18 protein-coding genes are annotated in these 16,474 nt (G+C 54.9%); 4 read left to right on the top strand and 14 right to left on the bottom strand.

Annotation, left to right across the window (positions count from 1 at the left end; all coding sequences use genetic code 11):
- Positions 1 to 175 precede the first annotated feature (175 nt).
- Positions 176 to 1,633 (top strand): membrane-bound lytic murein transglycosylase MltF, encoded by a 1,458-nt coding sequence (mltF, locus tag IAI47_RS04925; RefSeq protein ID WP_008926714.1) that lies wholly within the window; start codon positions 176 to 178, stop codon positions 1,631 to 1,633.
- On the opposite strand, the gene tadA is transcribed toward mltF, so the two are convergent.
- Both tadA and yfhb read right to left on the bottom strand, forming a co-directional pair.
- Positions 1,630 to 2,097 carry a tRNA adenosine(34) deaminase TadA gene (gene tadA / locus IAI47_RS04920; RefSeq protein WP_003848621.1) on the bottom strand — a complete coding sequence of 156 codons (468 nt, stop codon included), beginning with the start codon at positions 2,095 to 2,097 and terminating at the stop codon, positions 1,630 to 1,632. The two genes, mltF and tadA, sit on opposite strands and share 4 nt — an antisense overlap.
- An 87-nt stretch (positions 2,098 to 2,184) precedes the next feature.
- Entirely contained in the window at positions 2,185 to 2,823 is a 639-nt protein-coding gene (gene yfhb, locus IAI47_RS04915; RefSeq protein WP_008926715.1) for a phosphatidylglycerophosphatase C, read from the bottom strand.
- A gap of 155 nt (positions 2,824 to 2,978) precedes the next feature.
- On the opposite strand from yfhb, the gene IAI47_RS04910 reads away from it, so the two are divergent.
- Both IAI47_RS04910 and IAI47_RS04905 read left to right on the top strand, forming a co-directional pair.
- Positions 2,979 to 3,818, top strand: coding sequence for a MurR/RpiR family transcriptional regulator (locus IAI47_RS04910; RefSeq protein WP_003848617.1), 840 nt, complete (start codon positions 2,979 to 2,981; stop codon positions 3,816 to 3,818).
- A gap of 55 nt (positions 3,819 to 3,873) precedes the next feature.
- Positions 3,874 to 4,122: a YfhL family 4Fe-4S dicluster ferredoxin gene (locus tag IAI47_RS04905; RefSeq protein ID WP_003848615.1), complete on the top strand. Its 249-nt coding sequence runs from the start codon at positions 3,874 to 3,876 to the stop codon at positions 4,120 to 4,122.
- Here IAI47_RS04905 and acpS read toward each other — a convergent pair.
- The 11 genes from acpS to rpoE all read right to left on the bottom strand — a co-directional run bounded on the left by acpS (position 4,119) and on the right by rpoE (position 13,577).
- Positions 4,119 to 4,499: a holo-ACP synthase gene (gene acpS / locus IAI47_RS04900; RefSeq protein ID WP_008926716.1), complete on the bottom strand. Its 381-nt coding sequence runs from the start codon at positions 4,497 to 4,499 to the stop codon at positions 4,119 to 4,121. The two genes, IAI47_RS04905 and acpS, sit on opposite strands and share 4 nt — an antisense overlap.
- Positions 4,499 to 5,230, bottom strand: coding sequence for a pyridoxine 5'-phosphate synthase (pdxJ, locus tag IAI47_RS04895; protein WP_003848612.1), 732 nt, complete (start codon positions 5,228 to 5,230; stop codon positions 4,499 to 4,501). The genes acpS and pdxJ overlap by 1 nt, the downstream gene beginning before the upstream one ends.
- Positions 5,231 to 5,302: 72 nt before the next feature.
- Positions 5,303 to 6,031: a DNA repair protein RecO gene (recO, locus tag IAI47_RS04890; RefSeq protein ID WP_003848609.1), complete on the bottom strand. Its 729-nt coding sequence runs from the start codon at positions 6,029 to 6,031 to the stop codon at positions 5,303 to 5,305.
- Positions 6,032 to 6,035: 4 nt separating this feature from the next.
- Complete coding sequence (gene era / locus IAI47_RS04885) at positions 6,036 to 6,941, bottom strand: GTPase Era (RefSeq protein ID WP_003848607.1); 906 nt, start codon at positions 6,939 to 6,941, stop codon at positions 6,036 to 6,038.
- A 145-nt stretch (positions 6,942 to 7,086) separates the two neighbouring features.
- Positions 7,087 to 7,767: a ribonuclease III gene (gene rnc / locus IAI47_RS04880; protein WP_003848606.1), complete on the bottom strand. Its 681-nt coding sequence runs from the start codon at positions 7,765 to 7,767 to the stop codon at positions 7,087 to 7,089.
- A 131-nt stretch (positions 7,768 to 7,898) separates the two neighbouring features.
- Complete coding sequence (lepB, locus tag IAI47_RS04875; protein WP_003848604.1) at positions 7,899 to 8,873, bottom strand: signal peptidase I; 975 nt, start codon at positions 8,871 to 8,873, stop codon at positions 7,899 to 7,901.
- A gap of 9 nt (positions 8,874 to 8,882) precedes the next feature.
- A complete protein-coding gene (lepA, locus tag IAI47_RS04870; RefSeq protein ID WP_003848603.1) occupies positions 8,883 to 10,682 on the bottom strand; it encodes a translation elongation factor 4 in 1,800 nt (599 codons plus the stop codon).
- A 218-nt stretch (positions 10,683 to 10,900) separates the two neighbouring features.
- Positions 10,901 to 11,365 (bottom strand): SoxR-reducing system protein RseC, encoded by a 465-nt coding sequence (gene rseC, locus IAI47_RS04865; RefSeq protein ID WP_008926717.1) that lies wholly within the window; start codon positions 11,363 to 11,365, stop codon positions 10,901 to 10,903.
- A complete protein-coding gene (gene rseB / locus IAI47_RS04860) occupies positions 11,362 to 12,318 on the bottom strand; it encodes a sigma-E factor regulatory protein RseB (RefSeq protein ID WP_003848599.1) in 957 nt (318 codons plus the stop codon). Before rseB ends, rseC begins: the two co-directional genes overlap by 4 nt.
- Positions 12,318 to 12,971 (bottom strand): anti-sigma-E factor RseA, encoded by a 654-nt coding sequence (gene rseA, locus IAI47_RS04855; RefSeq protein WP_003848597.1) that lies wholly within the window; start codon positions 12,969 to 12,971, stop codon positions 12,318 to 12,320. The genes rseB and rseA overlap by 1 nt, the downstream gene beginning before the upstream one ends.
- 30 nt (positions 12,972 to 13,001) lie before the next feature.
- The gene (gene rpoE, locus IAI47_RS04850; RefSeq protein WP_003848595.1) at positions 13,002 to 13,577 is read right to left on the bottom strand and encodes an RNA polymerase sigma factor RpoE; all 576 of its coding nucleotides are present in this window, start codon (positions 13,575 to 13,577) and stop codon (positions 13,002 to 13,004) included.
- A 412-nt stretch (positions 13,578 to 13,989) separates the two neighbouring features.
- Between rpoE and nadB the strand changes: the two genes are divergently transcribed.
- On the top strand, positions 13,990 to 15,609 hold the full coding sequence (nadB, locus tag IAI47_RS04845) for an L-aspartate oxidase (RefSeq protein ID WP_033743477.1): 1,620 nt from the start codon (positions 13,990 to 13,992) through the stop codon (positions 15,607 to 15,609).
- Here the strand turns inward: nadB and IAI47_RS04840 are convergent.
- Entirely contained in the window at positions 15,594 to 16,343 is a 750-nt protein-coding gene (locus tag IAI47_RS04840) for a tRNA1(Val) (adenine(37)-N6)-methyltransferase (protein WP_008926719.1), read from the bottom strand. The genes nadB and IAI47_RS04840 overlap by 16 nt on opposite strands.
- Positions 16,344 to 16,474 lie beyond the last annotated feature (131 nt).

Genomic DNA, 16,474 nt, shown 5'->3' with positions numbered 1-16,474 from the left:
ACCGTTTGCGCACAATTTTTGGCGACCCGGATTTGCCTGAAATTTGCGCAAAAGCTGCTATAAAAGTTGCTCAGCGTGATTTTGTTGCGCAAAATGCCCCTCGCTCTGGGAGTTCAAAGAAGATAAATACTGCCTTTAAAAGACAGAGGCCTTAGAGCCAGCGAGAGATAACTATTTGAAACGCCTAAAATTTAATTATCTGTTTATCGGTCTGGTTGCCGTGCTGTTAGCGTTAGCGCTATGGCCATCCATTCCCTGGTATGGGGGTGGGCAGGACCAGATTTCACAGATTAAATCGCGGGGAGTGCTGCGTGTCAGTACCATCAACTCCCCATTGACTTACTACACAGTTAACCAATTACCGGCCGGTATGGACTATGAGCTGGCAAAACGTTTCGCCGATTATCTGGGCGTCAAACTTAAGGTGACGGTTCGTCCTAACCTGAGCGATCTGTTTGATGACCTTGACGATGGCAAAGCCGATGTGCTGGGCGCCGGGCTGAACTATAACAATGAACGCCTGACGCGTTATCAGACCGGGCCAGGTTACTACAATGTTTCGCAGCAGCTGGTCTATCGCGTGGATAAGCCGCGCCCTAAAAACCTCGGTGACTTAAAGGGGCGGCTAACGGTTGCGGCGGGATCGGCTTACCTGTCAACGCTGAAGAGCGCGCGTTCTAATCAGTTTCCCGATCTGGACTGGGCGATCTCCACCGATCAGAGCCCTAAAGCCCTGCTGGAAGCGGTAGCTGATGGCAAGCTCGACTACACGATTGGCGACTCCGTCACCATCGCCCTGTTACAGCGCATTTATCCGCAGCTGGCGGTCGCGTTCGACGTCACCGATGAAGAGCCGGTGACCTGGTATGTGCGGCACAGTGATGATGACAGCCTGAATGCGGCGATGCTCGACTTCTTTAACGGGATGGGAGAAGAAGGCGCGATGGCGCGGCTGGAGGAGAAATATCTCGGCCACGTTGGCACCTTTGATTATGTCGATACCCGCACTTTCCTGCGGGCCATCGACAATACGCTGCCCGACATCAAGCCGCTGTTTGAGAAGTACGCCACCAGCATTGACTGGCGACTGCTGGCAGCGATCTCCTATCAGGAGTCGCACTGGAATCCGCAGGCCACCTCCCCTACCGGCGTACGCGGCATGATGATGCTGACGCGTAACACCGCGGAGAGTCTGGATGTGGGTGATCGTACCGATCCCGAACAGAGCATTCGCGGCGGCAGTCAGTATCTGCAGGATATGATGGCGAAGGTGCCACAGAGCATCCCGGAAGATGAACGTATCTGGTTTGCGCTAGCGGCTTACAACATGGGCTATGCCCATATGCTCGACGTCCGCAAGCTGACGGCACGCCAGGGTGGCGATCCGGACAGCTGGGCGGATGTAAAGCTGCGTCTGCCGATGCTGAGTCAGAAGCGTTACTACACACAGACGACGTATGGCTACGCCCGTGGGCATGAAGCTTATAACTACGTGGAGAATATCCGCAAGTATCAGCTAAGTCTGGTGGGTTATCTGCAGGAGCAGGAGAAGCGTCTGAAGCAGCAGGCGGAAGCCCAGGCCGAACTGGCGAAGGGCTATCCGGCGGTTGAACCAAAGATCGCGATGAACTAACCCTGGCGCTGCGCCTGACGCAGCGCTTTTTTCTGCTCGCGACGCATACGGAAAAAATCGCTCAGCATGGCGGCGCACTCTTCAGCCAGCACGCCACTGTGCAATTCAATCTGATGATTCATGCCAGGGTGGCCCAGCACATCCAGCAGCGATCCCGCCGCGCCACTTTTAACATCGTGCGCACCATAAACCAGACGCGTTATGCGGCTGTGAACCATAGCACCGGCACACATGACGCACGGCTCCAGCGTCACGTAAAGCGTGGTATCCAGCAGACGATAATTTTCCAGCACTTTACCGCCCTGGCGCAGAGCCATTATTTCGGCGTGCGCCGTCGGGTCGTGCTGACCAATGGGCCGGTTCCAGCCTTCGCCAATCACCTGGTCGTTCTGAACCAGCACCGCGCCCACCGGCACTTCGCTCTGCTCCCACGCCCGTCGCGCCAGACCAAGCGCATGGCGCATCCAGTACTCATCTTGTTGTTTCACGCTGACCACCCCGGGCGACTAAAAAGCGGCGCATTATAGCGGTCTCATCGATCCTTTAAAAACTTATTCCAGCTGTTGCAGTTCACCCGCCGGGGTCACGCGCCAGCGATGCTGACAGAAAAACAGCAGCGGGTTGTCCTGTTTGCTGTCGCTGTAGCCGCTGTAAAGCTGCAGCGGCGTACCGATTTTCTCTTCCAGCTGCGCCACTTTCTCATGGCCAAGACAGCGCATCGCCAGCACCCGCCCACCCCAGCCGCGCTGCATCTGGCTCGCAATCATCTTCACGCGTGGCAGAAACGCGGAGTCGTAATAGACCTGCTCCACCAGCGACTGTGGCGATCCGGTAATCAGCCAGACGTCAGCATCATCACTGCTGAGATAATCCGTCAGACGCTGCTGCACCACCGGGAACGCTTTCACGCGCAGCCGGAACCACTGCGCAAACTCCGCTTCGAGGCGCAGTAATGTCTGCTCAGAGCGTCCAAAAGTAATTGACCAGAGCAGCAGGCTCATGGGCCAGCGAGCCGCGCGGCCTTTAAACAGCAGGCCGATACCGACCACCGGCAATACCGGCACCACCAGCAGCAGATTAAGCGGGCGGCGACGCAGCAGATAGCGCATAAACGTGCCGAACATGTCCTGCTGGTGCAAAGTGCCATCCAGGTCAAAAAATACGATGCGACGTTGTGTTCCCCTGGTCAAACAACTCTCCTTTATGGCTGGTTCTGGAATGATAAAGAGTAGTGTAGCCATCATCAGGCGGTACGGCGATGACTGTCATTTTTAATTCCGATGACTACAATGCCCGATGAATAGTTTATTCTTCATTGATTATCCCTGAATGACGAGGATTGGGCATGAGTTCTTTGCTGCGCATTCGCCAGCTTTATCCACGACTGGCGTTGAACGAACGTCGGCTCGCGGATTTTTTACTGTCGCAACCCGATCGGGCGCGTCACCTGAGTTCACAAAAACTGGCGGAAGAGTCCGGCGTCAGTCAGTCGAGCGTAGTGAAGTTTGCTCAGAAGCTGGGCTATAAAGGTTTTCCGGCGCTTAAGCTGGCCCTGAGTGAGTCACTGGCGGACAAGGATGCCATTACCGTGCATAACCATATTCTGAGCGACGACCCGCTTAAAATGGTGGGTGAAAAGCTGCTGACAGAAAAGCTTTCAGCGATCCGCGCCACCCTGGATATTAATAGCGAAGAGAAGCTCAACGACGTGTTACAGCTGCTGAAAAATGCCCGCCGTATTTTACTGGTGGGCATCGGCGCCTCGGGCCTGGTGGCGAAAGATTTCTCCTGGAAGCTGATGAAGATCGGCATTAATGCGGTGGCGGAACAGGATATGCACGCCCTGCTGGCCAGCGTGCAGGCGATGGGGCCAGGCGATGTGCTGCTCGCCATCTCTTACACCGGTGAACGGCGAGAGATCAATCTGGCCGCGCAGGAAGCGGTTCAGGTGGGCGCAGATGTGGTGGCGTTCACGGGTTTTACGCCGAATACCCTGCAGCAGAGTGCCGGTTACTGTCTTTATACGGTGGCGGAAGAGCAGAGTACCCGCAGCGCGGCGATCTCCTCAACCACGGCACAGCTTGCTCTGACCGATCTGCTCTTTATGGCGCTGGTGCAAAACGATCCAGAGCGCGCGTCCAGCCATATTCGTCACAGTGAAGCGCTGGTGAAAAAGCTGGTCTGATCAGCGTCAGCACGTATAATACCCGCGCTTTTTCTGTTGGTATCAGGTGGGTAAAATGGCGCTGTTGATTACGTCCAGATGCATTAACTGCGATATGTGTGAACCGGAGTGCCCGAATCAGGCGATTTCACTGGGCGATGCGATCTATGAGATTGATGTCAGCCGCTGCACGGAATGTGTCGGGCACTATGAGCGGCCAACCTGTCAGCAGGTCTGCCCCATCGACAACACGATTATCATAGACCCACAGCACACCGAATCTCGCGATGCGCTGTGGGAGAAGTTCGTGCTGCTGCACGGCTAGCTTTCAATGATTACCGTGGCGCAGGCGTAGTGACGCTCATCGGCCAGCGTCACGTGAACGTGCTTAACGCCCAGCCTCTCTGCCACGTCAGCGGCATGCTGAAAGAAGCGTAACCCCGGTTTTCCCAGCGCATCGTTGTAAACTTCAAACTGATTAAACGCCAGACCACCGCGAATGCCGGTGCCAAAGGCTTTTGCTGCCGCCTCTTTAACCGCAAAACGTTTGGAGAGAAAGCGCACCGGCTGCTTGTGCGCCTGATACTGGTGCCATTCGGCTTCACTCAGCACCCGACGCGCCAGCCGATCGCCGGAGCGCGCTATCACCCCGGCGATGCGTTCAATCTCAACGATGTCCGTACCTAATCCGAGAATAGCCATTAGCGACGGGCTTCACGCAGCAGTTGCTTCATCTCTTTAACTGCATCCGGCAGGCCACTCATTACTGCACGCCCGATAATCGCATGGCCGATGTTCAGCTCATGCATTTCCGGCAGCGCGGCAATCGGCAGCACATTGTGGTAGGTCAGACCATGACCGGCGTTAACTTTGAGCCCCAGGCTGGCAGCAAAGGTCGCGGCATGGCGAATGCGAGCCAGCTCAGCGTCACGCGCCAGTCCCTCTGGTGCCTCGGCGTAAGCGCCAGTATGGATTTCGATGTAAGGCGCACCCGTGGCAACGGCGGCTTCGATCTGGCGGTGATCGGCATCAATAAACAGCGAAACCAGAATGCCAGCATCCTTCAGCAGTCGCACGGCCGCGTTCATCTTCTCCTGCTGTCCCGCCACATCCAGTCCGCCTTCCGTTGTCACTTCCTGACGCTTTTCCGGCACCAGGCAGCAGAAATGGGGCTGAATGTCACAGGCGATGCCGATCATCTCATCGGTGACCGCCATCTCCAGATTCATGCGCGTCTGAATCGTGTCACGCAGAATTCGCACGTCGCGATCGGTGATGTGACGGCGATCTTCACGCAGGTGCACGGTAATGCCGTCTGCGCCTGCCTGCTCGGCGATAAACGCCGCCTGTACCGGATCGGGATAGTTTGTCCCACGCGCGTTACGCACCGTGGCAATGTGATCGATATTGACGCCTAACAGCAACTCAGCCATGACCATCCTCACTTCTTTTCCATCGTGATGTTGAGTGTACCGCGCAAATATAAACAGGCGGTACGACCAGCGCTATTCTTCTGCCTGTTCGGGCTTTTTCTTCGGGATAAACTGGCGGAACAGCTCCTGACTTTTCAGCGGCTTGCCACCAAGATAAGGCTTCAGGGCGATGCGCGTAAAGCGCTTCGCGGCACGCAGGGTGTCGGCATCCGGAAACTCTCGCTCGCACAGGGCGTGCAGCTCCCGTCCGGTAAAGCTGCGATTGTTCACCACCAGGCTGGCGATAAAACCCCGCTCTTCGCGATAGCTGTAGGTCATATCGTCGCTGACCGGCTCGCCGCTGCCGGCGCAGTGCAGGAAGTCGACGCCGTAACCCAGGTGACCGAGCAGCGCCAGTTCAAATCGTCGCAGTGCCGGTTCGGGCTTACCGTGTGTTGAGGCTAACGCCTGAAGACAGTTGAGATAGTCGAAGAAGAGTTCCGGGAAGGGAGATTCCTGCTGCAATACGCGTGAGACCAGCTCATTGACGTAGAGACCGCAGTAAAGCGTGATGCCGCTGAGCGGTAAAGCCAGCGACACCGCTTCGGCATTGCGCAGGGTTTTAACTTCCCCGCGCCCGCTCCAGCGAACCAGCAGCGGGGTAAAAGGCTGTAACGCGCCTTTCAGGTTGGAACGCCGGGAACGCGCGCCCTTGGCCAGTACCCGAACCCGTCCTTCACTTTCGCTGAACAGGTCGAGCAGCAGGCTGGTTTCGCTGAAGGGACGACTATGCAGCACAAAGGCGCGTTGCCAGCCTTCCATTGAATCAGAGATCGTCTGTATAACCCAGGCTGCGCAGTGCACGTTCGTCATCTGCCCAGCCGGATTTCACTTTCACCCACAGTTCGAGATGCACTTTCGCTTCGAACATCTCTTCCATGTCCCTGCGCGCTTCGGTTCCGATGACTTTGATTTTGGCGCCTTTGTTGCCAATCACCATCTTCTTCTGCCCTTCACGCTCAACCAGGATCAGACCATGGATATCGTAACCGCCGCGTTCGTTGGTAACGAAGCGCTCAATCTCAACCGTGACAGAGTAAGGCAGTTCAGCGCCCAGAAAGCGCATCAGTTTTTCACGGATCATCTCTGACGCCATGAAGCGCTGTGAACGGTCAGTGATGTAATCTTCCGGGAAGTGATGATCGGCCTGTGGCAGATGCTTGCGGGTAATCGCCGCAATGGTATCGACGTTTTTGCCACTCTCAGCAGAGATAGGCACGATATCGAGGAAGTTCATCTGCTGGCTCAGGAACTGCAGATGCGGCAGCAGAATGCTTTTATCCTGGATATTATCGACCTTGTTGATCGCCAGCACGACCGGCACTTTGTTGTCGCGCAGTTTGTTTAAGACCATCTCGTCATCTGGCGTCCAGCGGGTGCCTTCAACCACGAAGATCACCAGCTCTACGTCACCAATCGAACTGCTGGCTGCGCGGTTCATCAGACGGTTAATGGCACGCTTCTCTTCCATGTGCAGACCCGGAGTATCGACGTAGATCGCCTGATATTCGCCCTCGGTGTGAATGCCCATGATGCGGTGGCGCGTGGTTTGCGGCTTACGCGAGGTGATCGACACCTTCTGCCCCAGTAACTGGTTCAGTAAGGTGGATTTACCGACGTTTGGTCGGCCAACAATCGCGACAAAGCCGCAATAAGTAACGTTTTCGCTCATTCGAATCCTGAGTTGTTCAGCGCCTGATACGGCGCTGAAAAAGTGCTATTTGAATCGTGTGTCATTCAGCGTCTTCTGACGCCGGGACAGAACTGCCAAAGGGTGATTCACTGTGTGCCGCTCCGGCACGGTCACCCCGACAGACCTATTCGAGACCTAATTTTATCAGCGCCTGTTCAGCTGCTGCCTGCTCAGCTTTACGACGGCTGGAGCCGACGCCGACGACCGGCTCGGCCATGCCACTCACCTGACAGTGAATGGTGAATTCCTGATCATGGGCTTCGCCACGCACCTGCACGACCAGATAACTTGGCAGTGGCAGATGACGTCCCTGCAGATACTCCTGCAGACGCGTTTTCGGATCTTTTTGTTTGTCGCCAGGACTGATTTCGTCCAGACGGCTCTGATACCAGTCAAGGATCAGCTGTTCTACCCGCTCAATACCGCTGTCGAGGAAAATGCCGCCAATCAGCGCCTCGACCGTATCTGCAAGAATAGATTCACGACGGAAGCCGCCGCTTTTCAGCTCACCCGGTCCCAGACGCAGGCACTCGCCAAGATCAAATTCGCGGGCCATTTCAGCCAGCGTGTTGCCACGCACCAGTGTGGCGCGCATGCGGCTCATGTCACCTTCATCAACCCGCGGGAAGCGGTGATAAAGGGCATTAGCGATCACATAGCTAAGAATTGAATCGCCAAGAAATTCCAGGCGTTCGTTATGCTTACTGCTGGCGCTGCGGTGAGTCAGGGCCTGCTGTAACAGTTCCGAATGAGTAAAAGTGTAGCCCAGTTTGCGCTGAAGCTTGTTAATCAGGATGGGGTTCATGCGATTCCAGTTCTTTGTTGCGTCTGTGACTCTGCATACCAAACGGGGCTGGCAATCCAACACGTTCCGTTTGGTGTGCAGTGGCCTCCCTGAGGAGGCCACCCGAATTGCCTGTTAATCAGACAATGTTGTTAGTGGATACCGCCGATGCGACTGAATCGCACGCCGGTAGGCCACTGGCCTTCTTGTTTCTCAAAGCTCATCCAGATAGCGACCGCTTTACCGACCAGATTACGCTCCGGGACAAAGCCCCAGTAACGGCTGTCGGCGCTGTTATCACGGTTGTCGCCCATCATGAAGTATTGTCCTTTCGGCACGACCCAGCTCGACTGCGGCTGACCCGGCTGCTGATAATACATGCCTGCCTGACTCTGCGCTTCGTTTACCAGCAGAATGTCATGCGTCACGTTACCAATCGTCTCTTTGCGGGTGGCCAGGCGCAGACCTCCGCGCATAGTATCGCCCTGCGGCACCTGATAAAAACCGTTGCCGGTTTCGTTGCCATCAAAACCGCTAAAGGTCTGAATAAAGTTGCTTGGCTCAATATCGGTGTACGTTACCGCCAGCGCTGTGTCACAGGCTTTGTCGTCGCTGCAGGTCGGTTTTACCGTCAGGGTTTTGCTGTAAGGATCATAGATGACTTTGTCGCCCGGCAGGCCGATAACGCGCTTAATATAATCCAGGCTCGGATCTTTCGGGTATTTAAATACCGCGATATCGCCGCGCTTCGGCTGACCGGTTGGGATCAGCGTCGTCTGGGTAATCGGATCTTTAATACCGTAAGCGAATTTCTCCACCAGGATAAAGTCACCAATCAGCAGCGTTGGCATCATCGAGCCAGAGGGAATCTGGAACGGTTCGTAGATAAACGAACGCACGATGAACACCACCGCCAGCACCGGGAACACAGACGCGGTGGTCTCAACCCAGCCTGGCTTGGCAGCAACCTTCGCCAGCGTTTTGCTGTCGAGCGCGTTGCCGGTCTGGGCCTGAACCTCAGCCTGTTTAGCGCGACGCGCAGGTGCCCATTTAAAACGATCTATTACCCATACGATGCCAGTAATCAGCGTCGCTATCGCCAGAATCAGGGCGAACATATTAGCCATTGGAAATCCTTATTTGCTGTCCTTACCGACATGCAGAATGGCGAGGAACGCTTCCTGTGGCAGCTCAACGTTACCAACCTGCTTCATACGCTTCTTACCGTCTTTCTGTTTCTGCAGCAGTTTCTTCTTACGGCTCACGTCACCGCCATAACACTTGGCGAGTACGTTTTTACGCAGCTGTTTAACCGTTGAACGCGCGATAATGTGGTTGCCGATGGCAGCCTGAATCGCAATATCAAACTGCTGACGCGGGATGAGATCTTTCATTTTCTCAACCAGATCGCGTCCGCGATAAGGTGCGTTGTCGCGGTGAGTGATCAGCGCCAGCGCATCCACACGTTCAGAGTTAATCAGTACGTCAACGCGCACCATGTCTGAAGGCTGGAAACGTTTAAAGTTGTAATCCAGCGAGGCATAACCGCGCGAGGTTGATTTCAGACGGTCAAAGAAGTCGAGTACCACCTCTGCCATCGGAATTTCGTACGTCAGTGCCACCTGATTGCCGTGGTAAACCATGTTGGTCTGCACGCCACGCTTCTCAATACACAGCGTGATGACGTTGCCCAGATACTCCTGTGGCAGCAGCATGTGACATTCCGCAATCGGTTCACGCAGCTCTTCGATATTGTTCAGCGCAGGCAGCTTAGATGGGCTGTCAACATGAACGATCTCGCCACTGGTAGTCACGACTTCATACACCACCGTCGGCGCGGTGGTGATCAGATCGAGATCGTATTCGCGCTCCAGGCGCTCCTGGATGATCTCCATGTGCAGCAGGCCAAGGAAGCCGCAGCGGAAACCAAATCCCAGGGCAGTTGAGCTTTCTGGCTCATAGAACAGCGAGGCATCGTTCAGGCTCAGTTTGCCGAGCGCATCACGGAACGCTTCATAGTCGTCAGAGCTGATTGGGAACAGACCGGCATAAACCTGCGGCTTCACTTTTTTGAAGCCTGGCAGCGCTTTGTCTGCCGGGTTACGCGCGGTAGTCAGGGTATCGCCCACCGGCGCGCCAAGGATATCTTTGATGGCGCAGACCAGCCAGCCGACTTCACCGCAGTTCAGTTCATTACGATCGACACGCTTAGGGGTGAAAATTCCCAGACGGTCAGCGTTATAAACCTGGCCGGTGCTGAGCACTTTAATCTTGTCGCCTTTACGCATGGTGCCATTTTTCACACGCACCAGAGAAACAACGCCCAGATAGTTATCAAACCAGGAGTCGATAATCAGTGCCTGCAGCGGACCTTCCGGATCGCCTTCCGGCGGCGGAATGTCACGCACTAAGCGCTCCAGCACTTCGGGTACGCCGACGCCGGTTTTGGCTGAGCAGCGCACGGCATCCGTTGCATCGATGCCGACGATATCTTCAATTTCCTGCGCGGCACGATCGGGATCGGCAGCAGGCAGGTCAATTTTGTTCAGAACCGGCACCACTTCCAGATCCATCTCCATCGCGGTATAGCAGTTCGCCAGTGTCTGCGCTTCAACACCCTGACCGGCATCCACCACCAGCAGCGCGCCTTCACAGGCGGCCAGTGAGCGGGAAACTTCATAAGAGAAGTCTACGTGGCCTGGGGTATCGATGAAATTGAGCTGGTAAGTTTGGCCGTCCTTCGCGTGGTAATCGAGTGTCACGCTCTGGGCTTTGATGGTGATCCCACGCTCACGCTCCAGATCCATAGAGTCGAGAACCTGCGCAGCCATTTCACGAGCGGTGAGTCCGCCACAGATCTGAATCAGACGGTCAGAGAGCGTAGATTTACCATGGTCGATATGAGCGATGATGGAGAAATTTCTTATGTGCTTCATTTATTGGGATATCTTCGCTTAAAATTCAGTTGAAAACCTGAGCACAGACACATTCAGGAAGATCGCTCTTTACCCACAATCCTGTCAGCCTCATTAATGACGACGCATATTACACTGTTAACGCCGCGCATAAAAGAATGGAACGTGGTGGAAGCGAAACAGATATCTGCGCAAAGCAGAATGGACAAAGGCCGCGAGATGCGCGGCCTGGACGTACGTTACGCTTCGCTTTCAACACGCAGCGCATCAGGAGGCAAGGCAATGCTCAGAATGACCGGCTGAAAAGCTTCACGGTCGCCAAATTTCATTGAAACACCTTTAGCAACAATAAAACCGCCGATGCCACCCAGCAGCGCACCGCAGGCCGCAGCCAGATCGCTGTTAAACAGCGCCTGAAACAGCCCGGCCACCAGGAAAAGACCAGACAGCGGTGTCATATAGACCAGCAGTGCTGAACCAAGCAGGCTGCTCTCTTTGATGCCGAGCTCGATGCGTTGTCCAGGTTGCAGCGGCTTACTGCTGGCGATTTGCATCACATGGGCGTTTTTTGGACCGAGTTTATTCAGCATATGACTGCCACAGCCTTTACGCGCCTGGCAACTGTTGCAGGACGTTTTTGCTTCGGTATGCAGTGTGGCGATGCCATCCTGCCATGCCACTACGGTGGCCCATTCTCTCATCATTTTTGTGACCCCAGGTCAATACTGTCCGCAATACGTTTTGCGGTGGAGGGCGGCAATTCGCCAATCACTGCAATTTCGTTATTATTGCGCACAACGGTCTGGACCGTACGACGTCCCGTGCGCAATGTCTGCGTCAGACTGGTTTTATCGGCTGGCGTCACGTTGATTGCGAAACTAAACAGCCCATCGCTGTAGAGCTTCGACTCCATATTTTTGTTCAGCCCCGGCAGTGTACGGCGATTCTGCGACACCAGGGACATGCCGGCAGGTATCCAGCCAGGTTGCCAGGTAAGCGTAACCGCATCCCCTTTCGGCACGGATAGCGACGGAGGCAGATTCGCTTTCTCGAGTCCCTGCATCAGATTACGCACCCCTTCATCCACCGCAAAGCTGATCACGCGGAACTGCTCCAGCGTTTCGCCATCACGATCAAGCAGGTCGATTCGCAACGGCAGTTTGGTGTCCACATCCAGCCAGACCACATAGCTGTAACGGGTGCCATCACGGGAAACGATACGCAGCACATCACACATTTGATCGGCAATGCGGGAGCGCCCTACGGTAATAAAATCGTAGGCTGAGGCAAGTTTGGTGAAGTCAGCAAAAATTACCGAGGGCAAGGCATCGATAATATGATTACCGGGAAGCGAAAAGGGATCGAGGCCGGGTTCGAAGTAGCTGATATCGTTGCCACGCTGGATAACTTCCCGGCGAGGCCCGTCCATCTGTAACAACTGCGCGAATATCCGGTTATCGATCACAGCGTGACGATAACGCAGCGATTCAATGCCGATGCGCGAGACGTTGATATAGGCGAATTCGTAGTTGAGATTCTGACTTGCCTGCTCCATCTGCTGCAATAACGCCCCGGACGCGGTAGTTTGCGCCGGGGCGGCAGATGACCATAACAGACTGCCTGTCAGCAGGCTAACAGCATACCAAAGCGGCTTCATTACTGCTGCTGCTGTCCTAATGATTGGTTTCCGGGAACATCAACCTGCGCCTGTTTTGGCGCATTGGTTTCAATCTGCAGCTGGTCAGCATGCAGACGACGTTGCAGTTCATAGTCCTGCAGCATCGCATTTACGCGACGACGCTGGTCCTGAACCTGCTGGTTTGAGCTGTTTGTATCAAACGCATCTGACGGCACACCCAGGCTCACCGGCGACGCTTTCCCCATCATCGGCATGGTATTGAATACCGGAGAGTCAGAGGTTTGCGTGGCACTGCCTGCCGGCTGATTGTAGTGCTGAACACCCACGATCACGGCCAGTGAAACGCAGGCAGCCACACCCACCTGAGTCAGTTGCGCAGCCCATGGACGCGCTTTTTTCCAGAACGGCATTTTTTCCCAGCGGGAAGGCTCTGGCTGAGCTTCAGGGATCAGCGTAGTGACCGAACGTTTAGGTTCTTTTTCGATGGCAGCAGCGACGCGCGCAGAGATATCGAAATGCAGGACATCGCCTGTATCACCGCGCATTGTATCGCGGATGAGATGATAGCTCGCCCAGCTTTTCTGTAATTCTGCGTCCTTAGACAAGGCGGAAAACAGCTCGTTATCTAAGGTCTCACCATCCATTAAAGCGGAAAGTTTTTCTTTCTGCATGCCTATGTACCCTTCCAGTAGCCGTTATCACTAACGTTGGATAAGCGGTTGAACTTTGTTATCAATGGCCTCTCGCGCACGAAAGATACGTGATCGAACAGTGCCTACCGGGCAATCCATAATGACGGCGATCTCTTCATAACTCAGACCGTCCAGTTCCCTGAGGGTGATTGCCATACGCAAGTCCTCAGGTAGCGCCTCGATGGTACGAAAGACAATTTGTTTCAATTCGTCAGACAACATTAAGTTCTCAGGGTTCGAAATTTCTTTTAATGCACCCGCACTTTCGAAATTTTCTGCGTCAATCGCATCCACATCGCTGGATGGCGGACGTCGCCCCTGAGCAACCAGGTAATTTTTCGCTGTGTTAACCGCAATGCGGTACAGCCAGGTATAAAACGCGCTATCGCCCCGGAACGAGTCCAGTGCGCGATACGCTTTAATAAACGATTCCTGTACTACATCAGGGACGTCGCCCGAGGGAACATAGCGTGAAACCAGACTCGCCACTTTATGCTGGTAACGAATTACCAGTAAGTTGAACGATTTTTGATCTCCCTTCTGTACCCGCTCGACAAGGACCTGATCCGTTAACTGCTCGCTCATCCGAGGTAATGTCTCCCCAAATTTTTCATATGCAAAAGTAACTGCCAGCACATCTCATGTTCTGAGCAAGCATGCGCTTAGAGTTGTGATGTGGTGCGAAGTTCACTTCTCGCCCTGATATTTAACACGCCAATAGCCATTACACAGGTTGTTCGTTTTCGTTCAGTGTCAGGCGCGTAAATCGCAGGCAGAGTAACCTATGACAAGAGCTTTTTCATCATTAAATCCTTTAGGTTTAATAAGTTTGCTATAAAAAACCACCTCGTTAGCAGCCCGATTTTAACTTACTGATTATAGGTAACTTTGAGAAATTCACTGCCGAATAGCGTGAGCTGATGTTTAAAATACTTCACAGAAACCCCTATTGCGCTTATGCTCAGACGTATTCTTGTTTAGTAAATTAAACATTATGATGAATGTGACCCCGGATTATGAGTGCGATGTATTAATTGTTGGCAGCGGTGCCGCCGGTCTGTCGCTGGCGTTACGGCTGGCGAAGCATTGTCAGGTGACCGTACTCAGTAAAGCGCAGGTGAATGAGGGTTCAACGCTCTATGCCCAGGGCGGTATTGCTGCGGTGTTTGATGAGACGGATAGCATTGAGTCGCACATCGAAGATACGCTGATTGCCGGCGCAGGTTTATGCGACCGTGATGCTGTCTCGTTTATTGCCAGTAATGCGCGGCATTGCGTACAGTGGCTGATCGACAACGGCGTCGCGTTTGATCTTGACCCGCAGGCAGCGGGCGATATGCGCTATCACCTGACGCGCGAAGGCGGCCACAGTCATCGTCGCATCCTGCACAGCGCTGACGCCACCGGTCACGCGGTTGAAACCACGCTGGTGAGTCAGGCGCTCAGCCACCCCAATATCCGGATTCTCGAACGTACCAATGCGGTCGACCTGATTCTTTCAGATAAAATCGGCCTGCCGGGCACACGCCGGGTGGTCGGTGCATGGATCTGGAACCGTAATCGTGAGCGGGTCGAAACCTGTCGGGCGCGGGCCGTCGTGGTCGCCACCGGCGGTGCCGCCAAAGTCTATCAATACACCACCAACCCCGATATCGCCTCCGGTGATGGCATCGCCATGGCGTGGCGCGCGGGCTGTCGGGTCGCCAATCTGGAATTTAACCAGTTCCACCCAACCTGCCTGTTTCATCCGCAGGCGCAGAATTTCCTGTTAACCGAAGCGTTACGCGGTGAAGGTGCCTGGCTGCTGCGTCCCGATGGCAGTCGTTTCATGCCCGATTTTGATGAGCGTGCCGAACTGGCTCCGCGCGATATCGTCGCCCGGGCCATCGATCATGAAATGAAGCGGCTGGGTGTCGACTGTATGTATCTGGATATCAGCCACCAGCCTGAAGAGTTTGTTCGCGCGCACTTCCCGATGATCTATGAGAAGTTGCTGACCTTTGGCTTTGACCTGACCAAAGAGCCCATCCCGATTGTGCCTGCCGCGCATTACACCTGTGGCGGTGTCATGGTCGATCAGCATGGTCAGACTGACGTCAATGGGCTCTATGCCATCGGTGAGGTGAGTTACACCGGCCTGCACGGCGCTAATCGCATGGCTTCGAATTCACTGCTGGAGTGTCTGGTTTATGGCTGGTCCGCGGCAGAAGCGCTGATCAAAACGCTGCCCGCCATTGAAGCCGTTACTGCATTGCCTGCATGGGATGAAAGCCAGGTCGATGACGCTGATGAGCGCGTGGTAATCCAGCATAACTGGCACGAGCTGAGGCTATTTATGTGGGATTATGTCGGTATTGTCCGCACGACCCGGCGTCTGGAACGGGCGTTGCGCCGCATTAACCTGCTTCAGCAGGAGATCGATGAATATTATCGCCATTTCCGCCTCTCCAATAATCTGCTGGAGCTGCGCAACCTGGTGCAGGTCGCTGACCTGATGGTACGCTGCGCGCTGGAGCGGAAAGAGAGCCGTGGCCTGCACTTTATCCGCGACTACCCGGATTTACTGCCAGAGGCGCTGCCGACCATTCTGACACCACCGGGCTACATGAAGAGGTAAAACTCCCGCGTCAGGCTGCACCACTCATCGGAATAGCGGGTGTCCGGCGCGCGGATGGCCAGACGCTCCAGTAACGTTTCACCGGCCTGCGGTGAAAAAGCCAGCACAACGCGATGTGGTGGACGATGGGCATATTCCGCCACGTCCAGCCGGAAACGCAGATGCCAGCCATCCGCCTTAGCCAGATCGATAAACGCCTGGCCGGAAGCCGAGGGCAGCACGACACAGAACATCCCCTCCTCTTCAATCAGTAACGCGGCACTGCGTAAGAGCGTCTGATGGTCGAGCGAAGCCGTCGAGCGTGCGCTGTCCCGCGCCGCGGTAGAGCAGGCCACGCCCGGCGCGAAATACGGGGGATTGCTGACGATAAGCGAGTAACGTTTATCACACTGCTCAGCCCAGCCGGCGATATCCTGCTGATGCACCCGAATACGTTCGGGCCACGGCGACTGCTGCACATTCTCCTGCGCCTGCCCTGCGGCTTCCGGTTCTAACTCAACCGCATCGATTTCAACCGGCGACGGCGTGCGCTGTGCCAGCATCAGCGCGATAAGCCCGCTGCCGCTGCCAATATCCAGAATGCGCCTGACACCGGCAACGGGCGCCCAGGACCCGAGCAGAATGGCATCGGTGCCCACTTTCATCGCACAGCGATCGTGTGCGACAAAAAATTGTTTAAAGGTAAAACCGTTCTTGTTTAACTGTGGCCGTTCACGCGGCTTATCCTGCATCATTCGTCACTACCATCGTTTTTTCCTGCCGTACGGCAGCGCATGAGTGTAACGTGACAACAGAGGGAATTCACGCGACAGACACCCCCAGGCGCAGCCGAAACGGATTAACAGATGAAGATTCAGTCTGATCT

The sequence above is a fragment of the Pantoea sp. MT58 genome (genome assembly GCF_014495885.1).
Taxonomy (GTDB): domain Bacteria; phylum Pseudomonadota; class Gammaproteobacteria; order Enterobacterales; family Enterobacteriaceae; genus Pantoea; species Pantoea eucalypti.
Note: the sequence above shows the minus strand (reverse complement) of the source record. Positions and strands in the feature narration are given on the sequence as shown.

Bases quoted from the DNA above. Each gene is read 5' to 3' on its own strand.
- lepB (WP_003848604.1), bottom strand. From the start codon at position 8,873: ATGGCTAATATGTTCGCCCTGATTCTGGCGATAGCGACGCTGATTACT.
- rseA (WP_003848597.1), bottom strand. From the start codon at position 12,971: ATGCAGAAAGAAAAACTTTCCGCTTTAATGGATGGTGAGACCTTAGAT.
- recO (WP_003848609.1), bottom strand. From the start codon at position 6,031: ATGGAAGGCTGGCAACGCGCCTTTGTGCTGCATAGTCGTCCCTTCAGC.
- lepA (WP_003848603.1), bottom strand. From the start codon at position 10,682: ATGAAGCACATAAGAAATTTCTCCATCATCGCTCATATCGACCATGGT.
- rseC (WP_008926717.1), bottom strand. From the start codon at position 11,365: ATGATGAGAGAATGGGCCACCGTAGTGGCATGGCAGGATGGCATCGCC.
- rseB (WP_003848599.1), bottom strand. From the start codon at position 12,318: ATGAAGCCGCTTTGGTATGCTGTTAGCCTGCTGACAGGCAGTCTGTTA.
- nadB (WP_033743477.1), top strand. From the start codon at position 13,990: ATGAATGTGACCCCGGATTATGAGTGCGATGTATTAATTGTTGGCAGC.
- tadA (WP_003848621.1), bottom strand. From the start codon at position 2,097: ATGCGCCATGCGCTTGGTCTGGCGCGACGGGCGTGGGAGCAGAGCGAA.
- pdxJ (WP_003848612.1), bottom strand. From the start codon at position 5,230: ATGGCTGAGTTGCTGTTAGGCGTCAATATCGATCACATTGCCACGGTG.
- rpoE (WP_003848595.1), bottom strand. From the start codon at position 13,577: ATGAGCGAGCAGTTAACGGATCAGGTCCTTGTCGAGCGGGTACAGAAG.
- IAI47_RS04840 (WP_008926719.1), bottom strand. From the start codon at position 16,343: ATGATGCAGGATAAGCCGCGTGAACGGCCACAGTTAAACAAGAACGGT.
- acpS (WP_008926716.1), bottom strand. From the start codon at position 4,499: ATGGCTATTCTCGGATTAGGTACGGACATCGTTGAGATTGAACGCATC.
- IAI47_RS04910 (WP_003848617.1), top strand. From the start codon at position 2,979: ATGAGTTCTTTGCTGCGCATTCGCCAGCTTTATCCACGACTGGCGTTG.
- IAI47_RS04905 (WP_003848615.1), top strand. From the start codon at position 3,874: ATGGCGCTGTTGATTACGTCCAGATGCATTAACTGCGATATGTGTGAA.
- rnc (WP_003848606.1), bottom strand. From the start codon at position 7,767: ATGAACCCCATCCTGATTAACAAGCTTCAGCGCAAACTGGGCTACACT.
- era (WP_003848607.1), bottom strand. From the start codon at position 6,941: ATGAGCGAAAACGTTACTTATTGCGGCTTTGTCGCGATTGTTGGCCGA.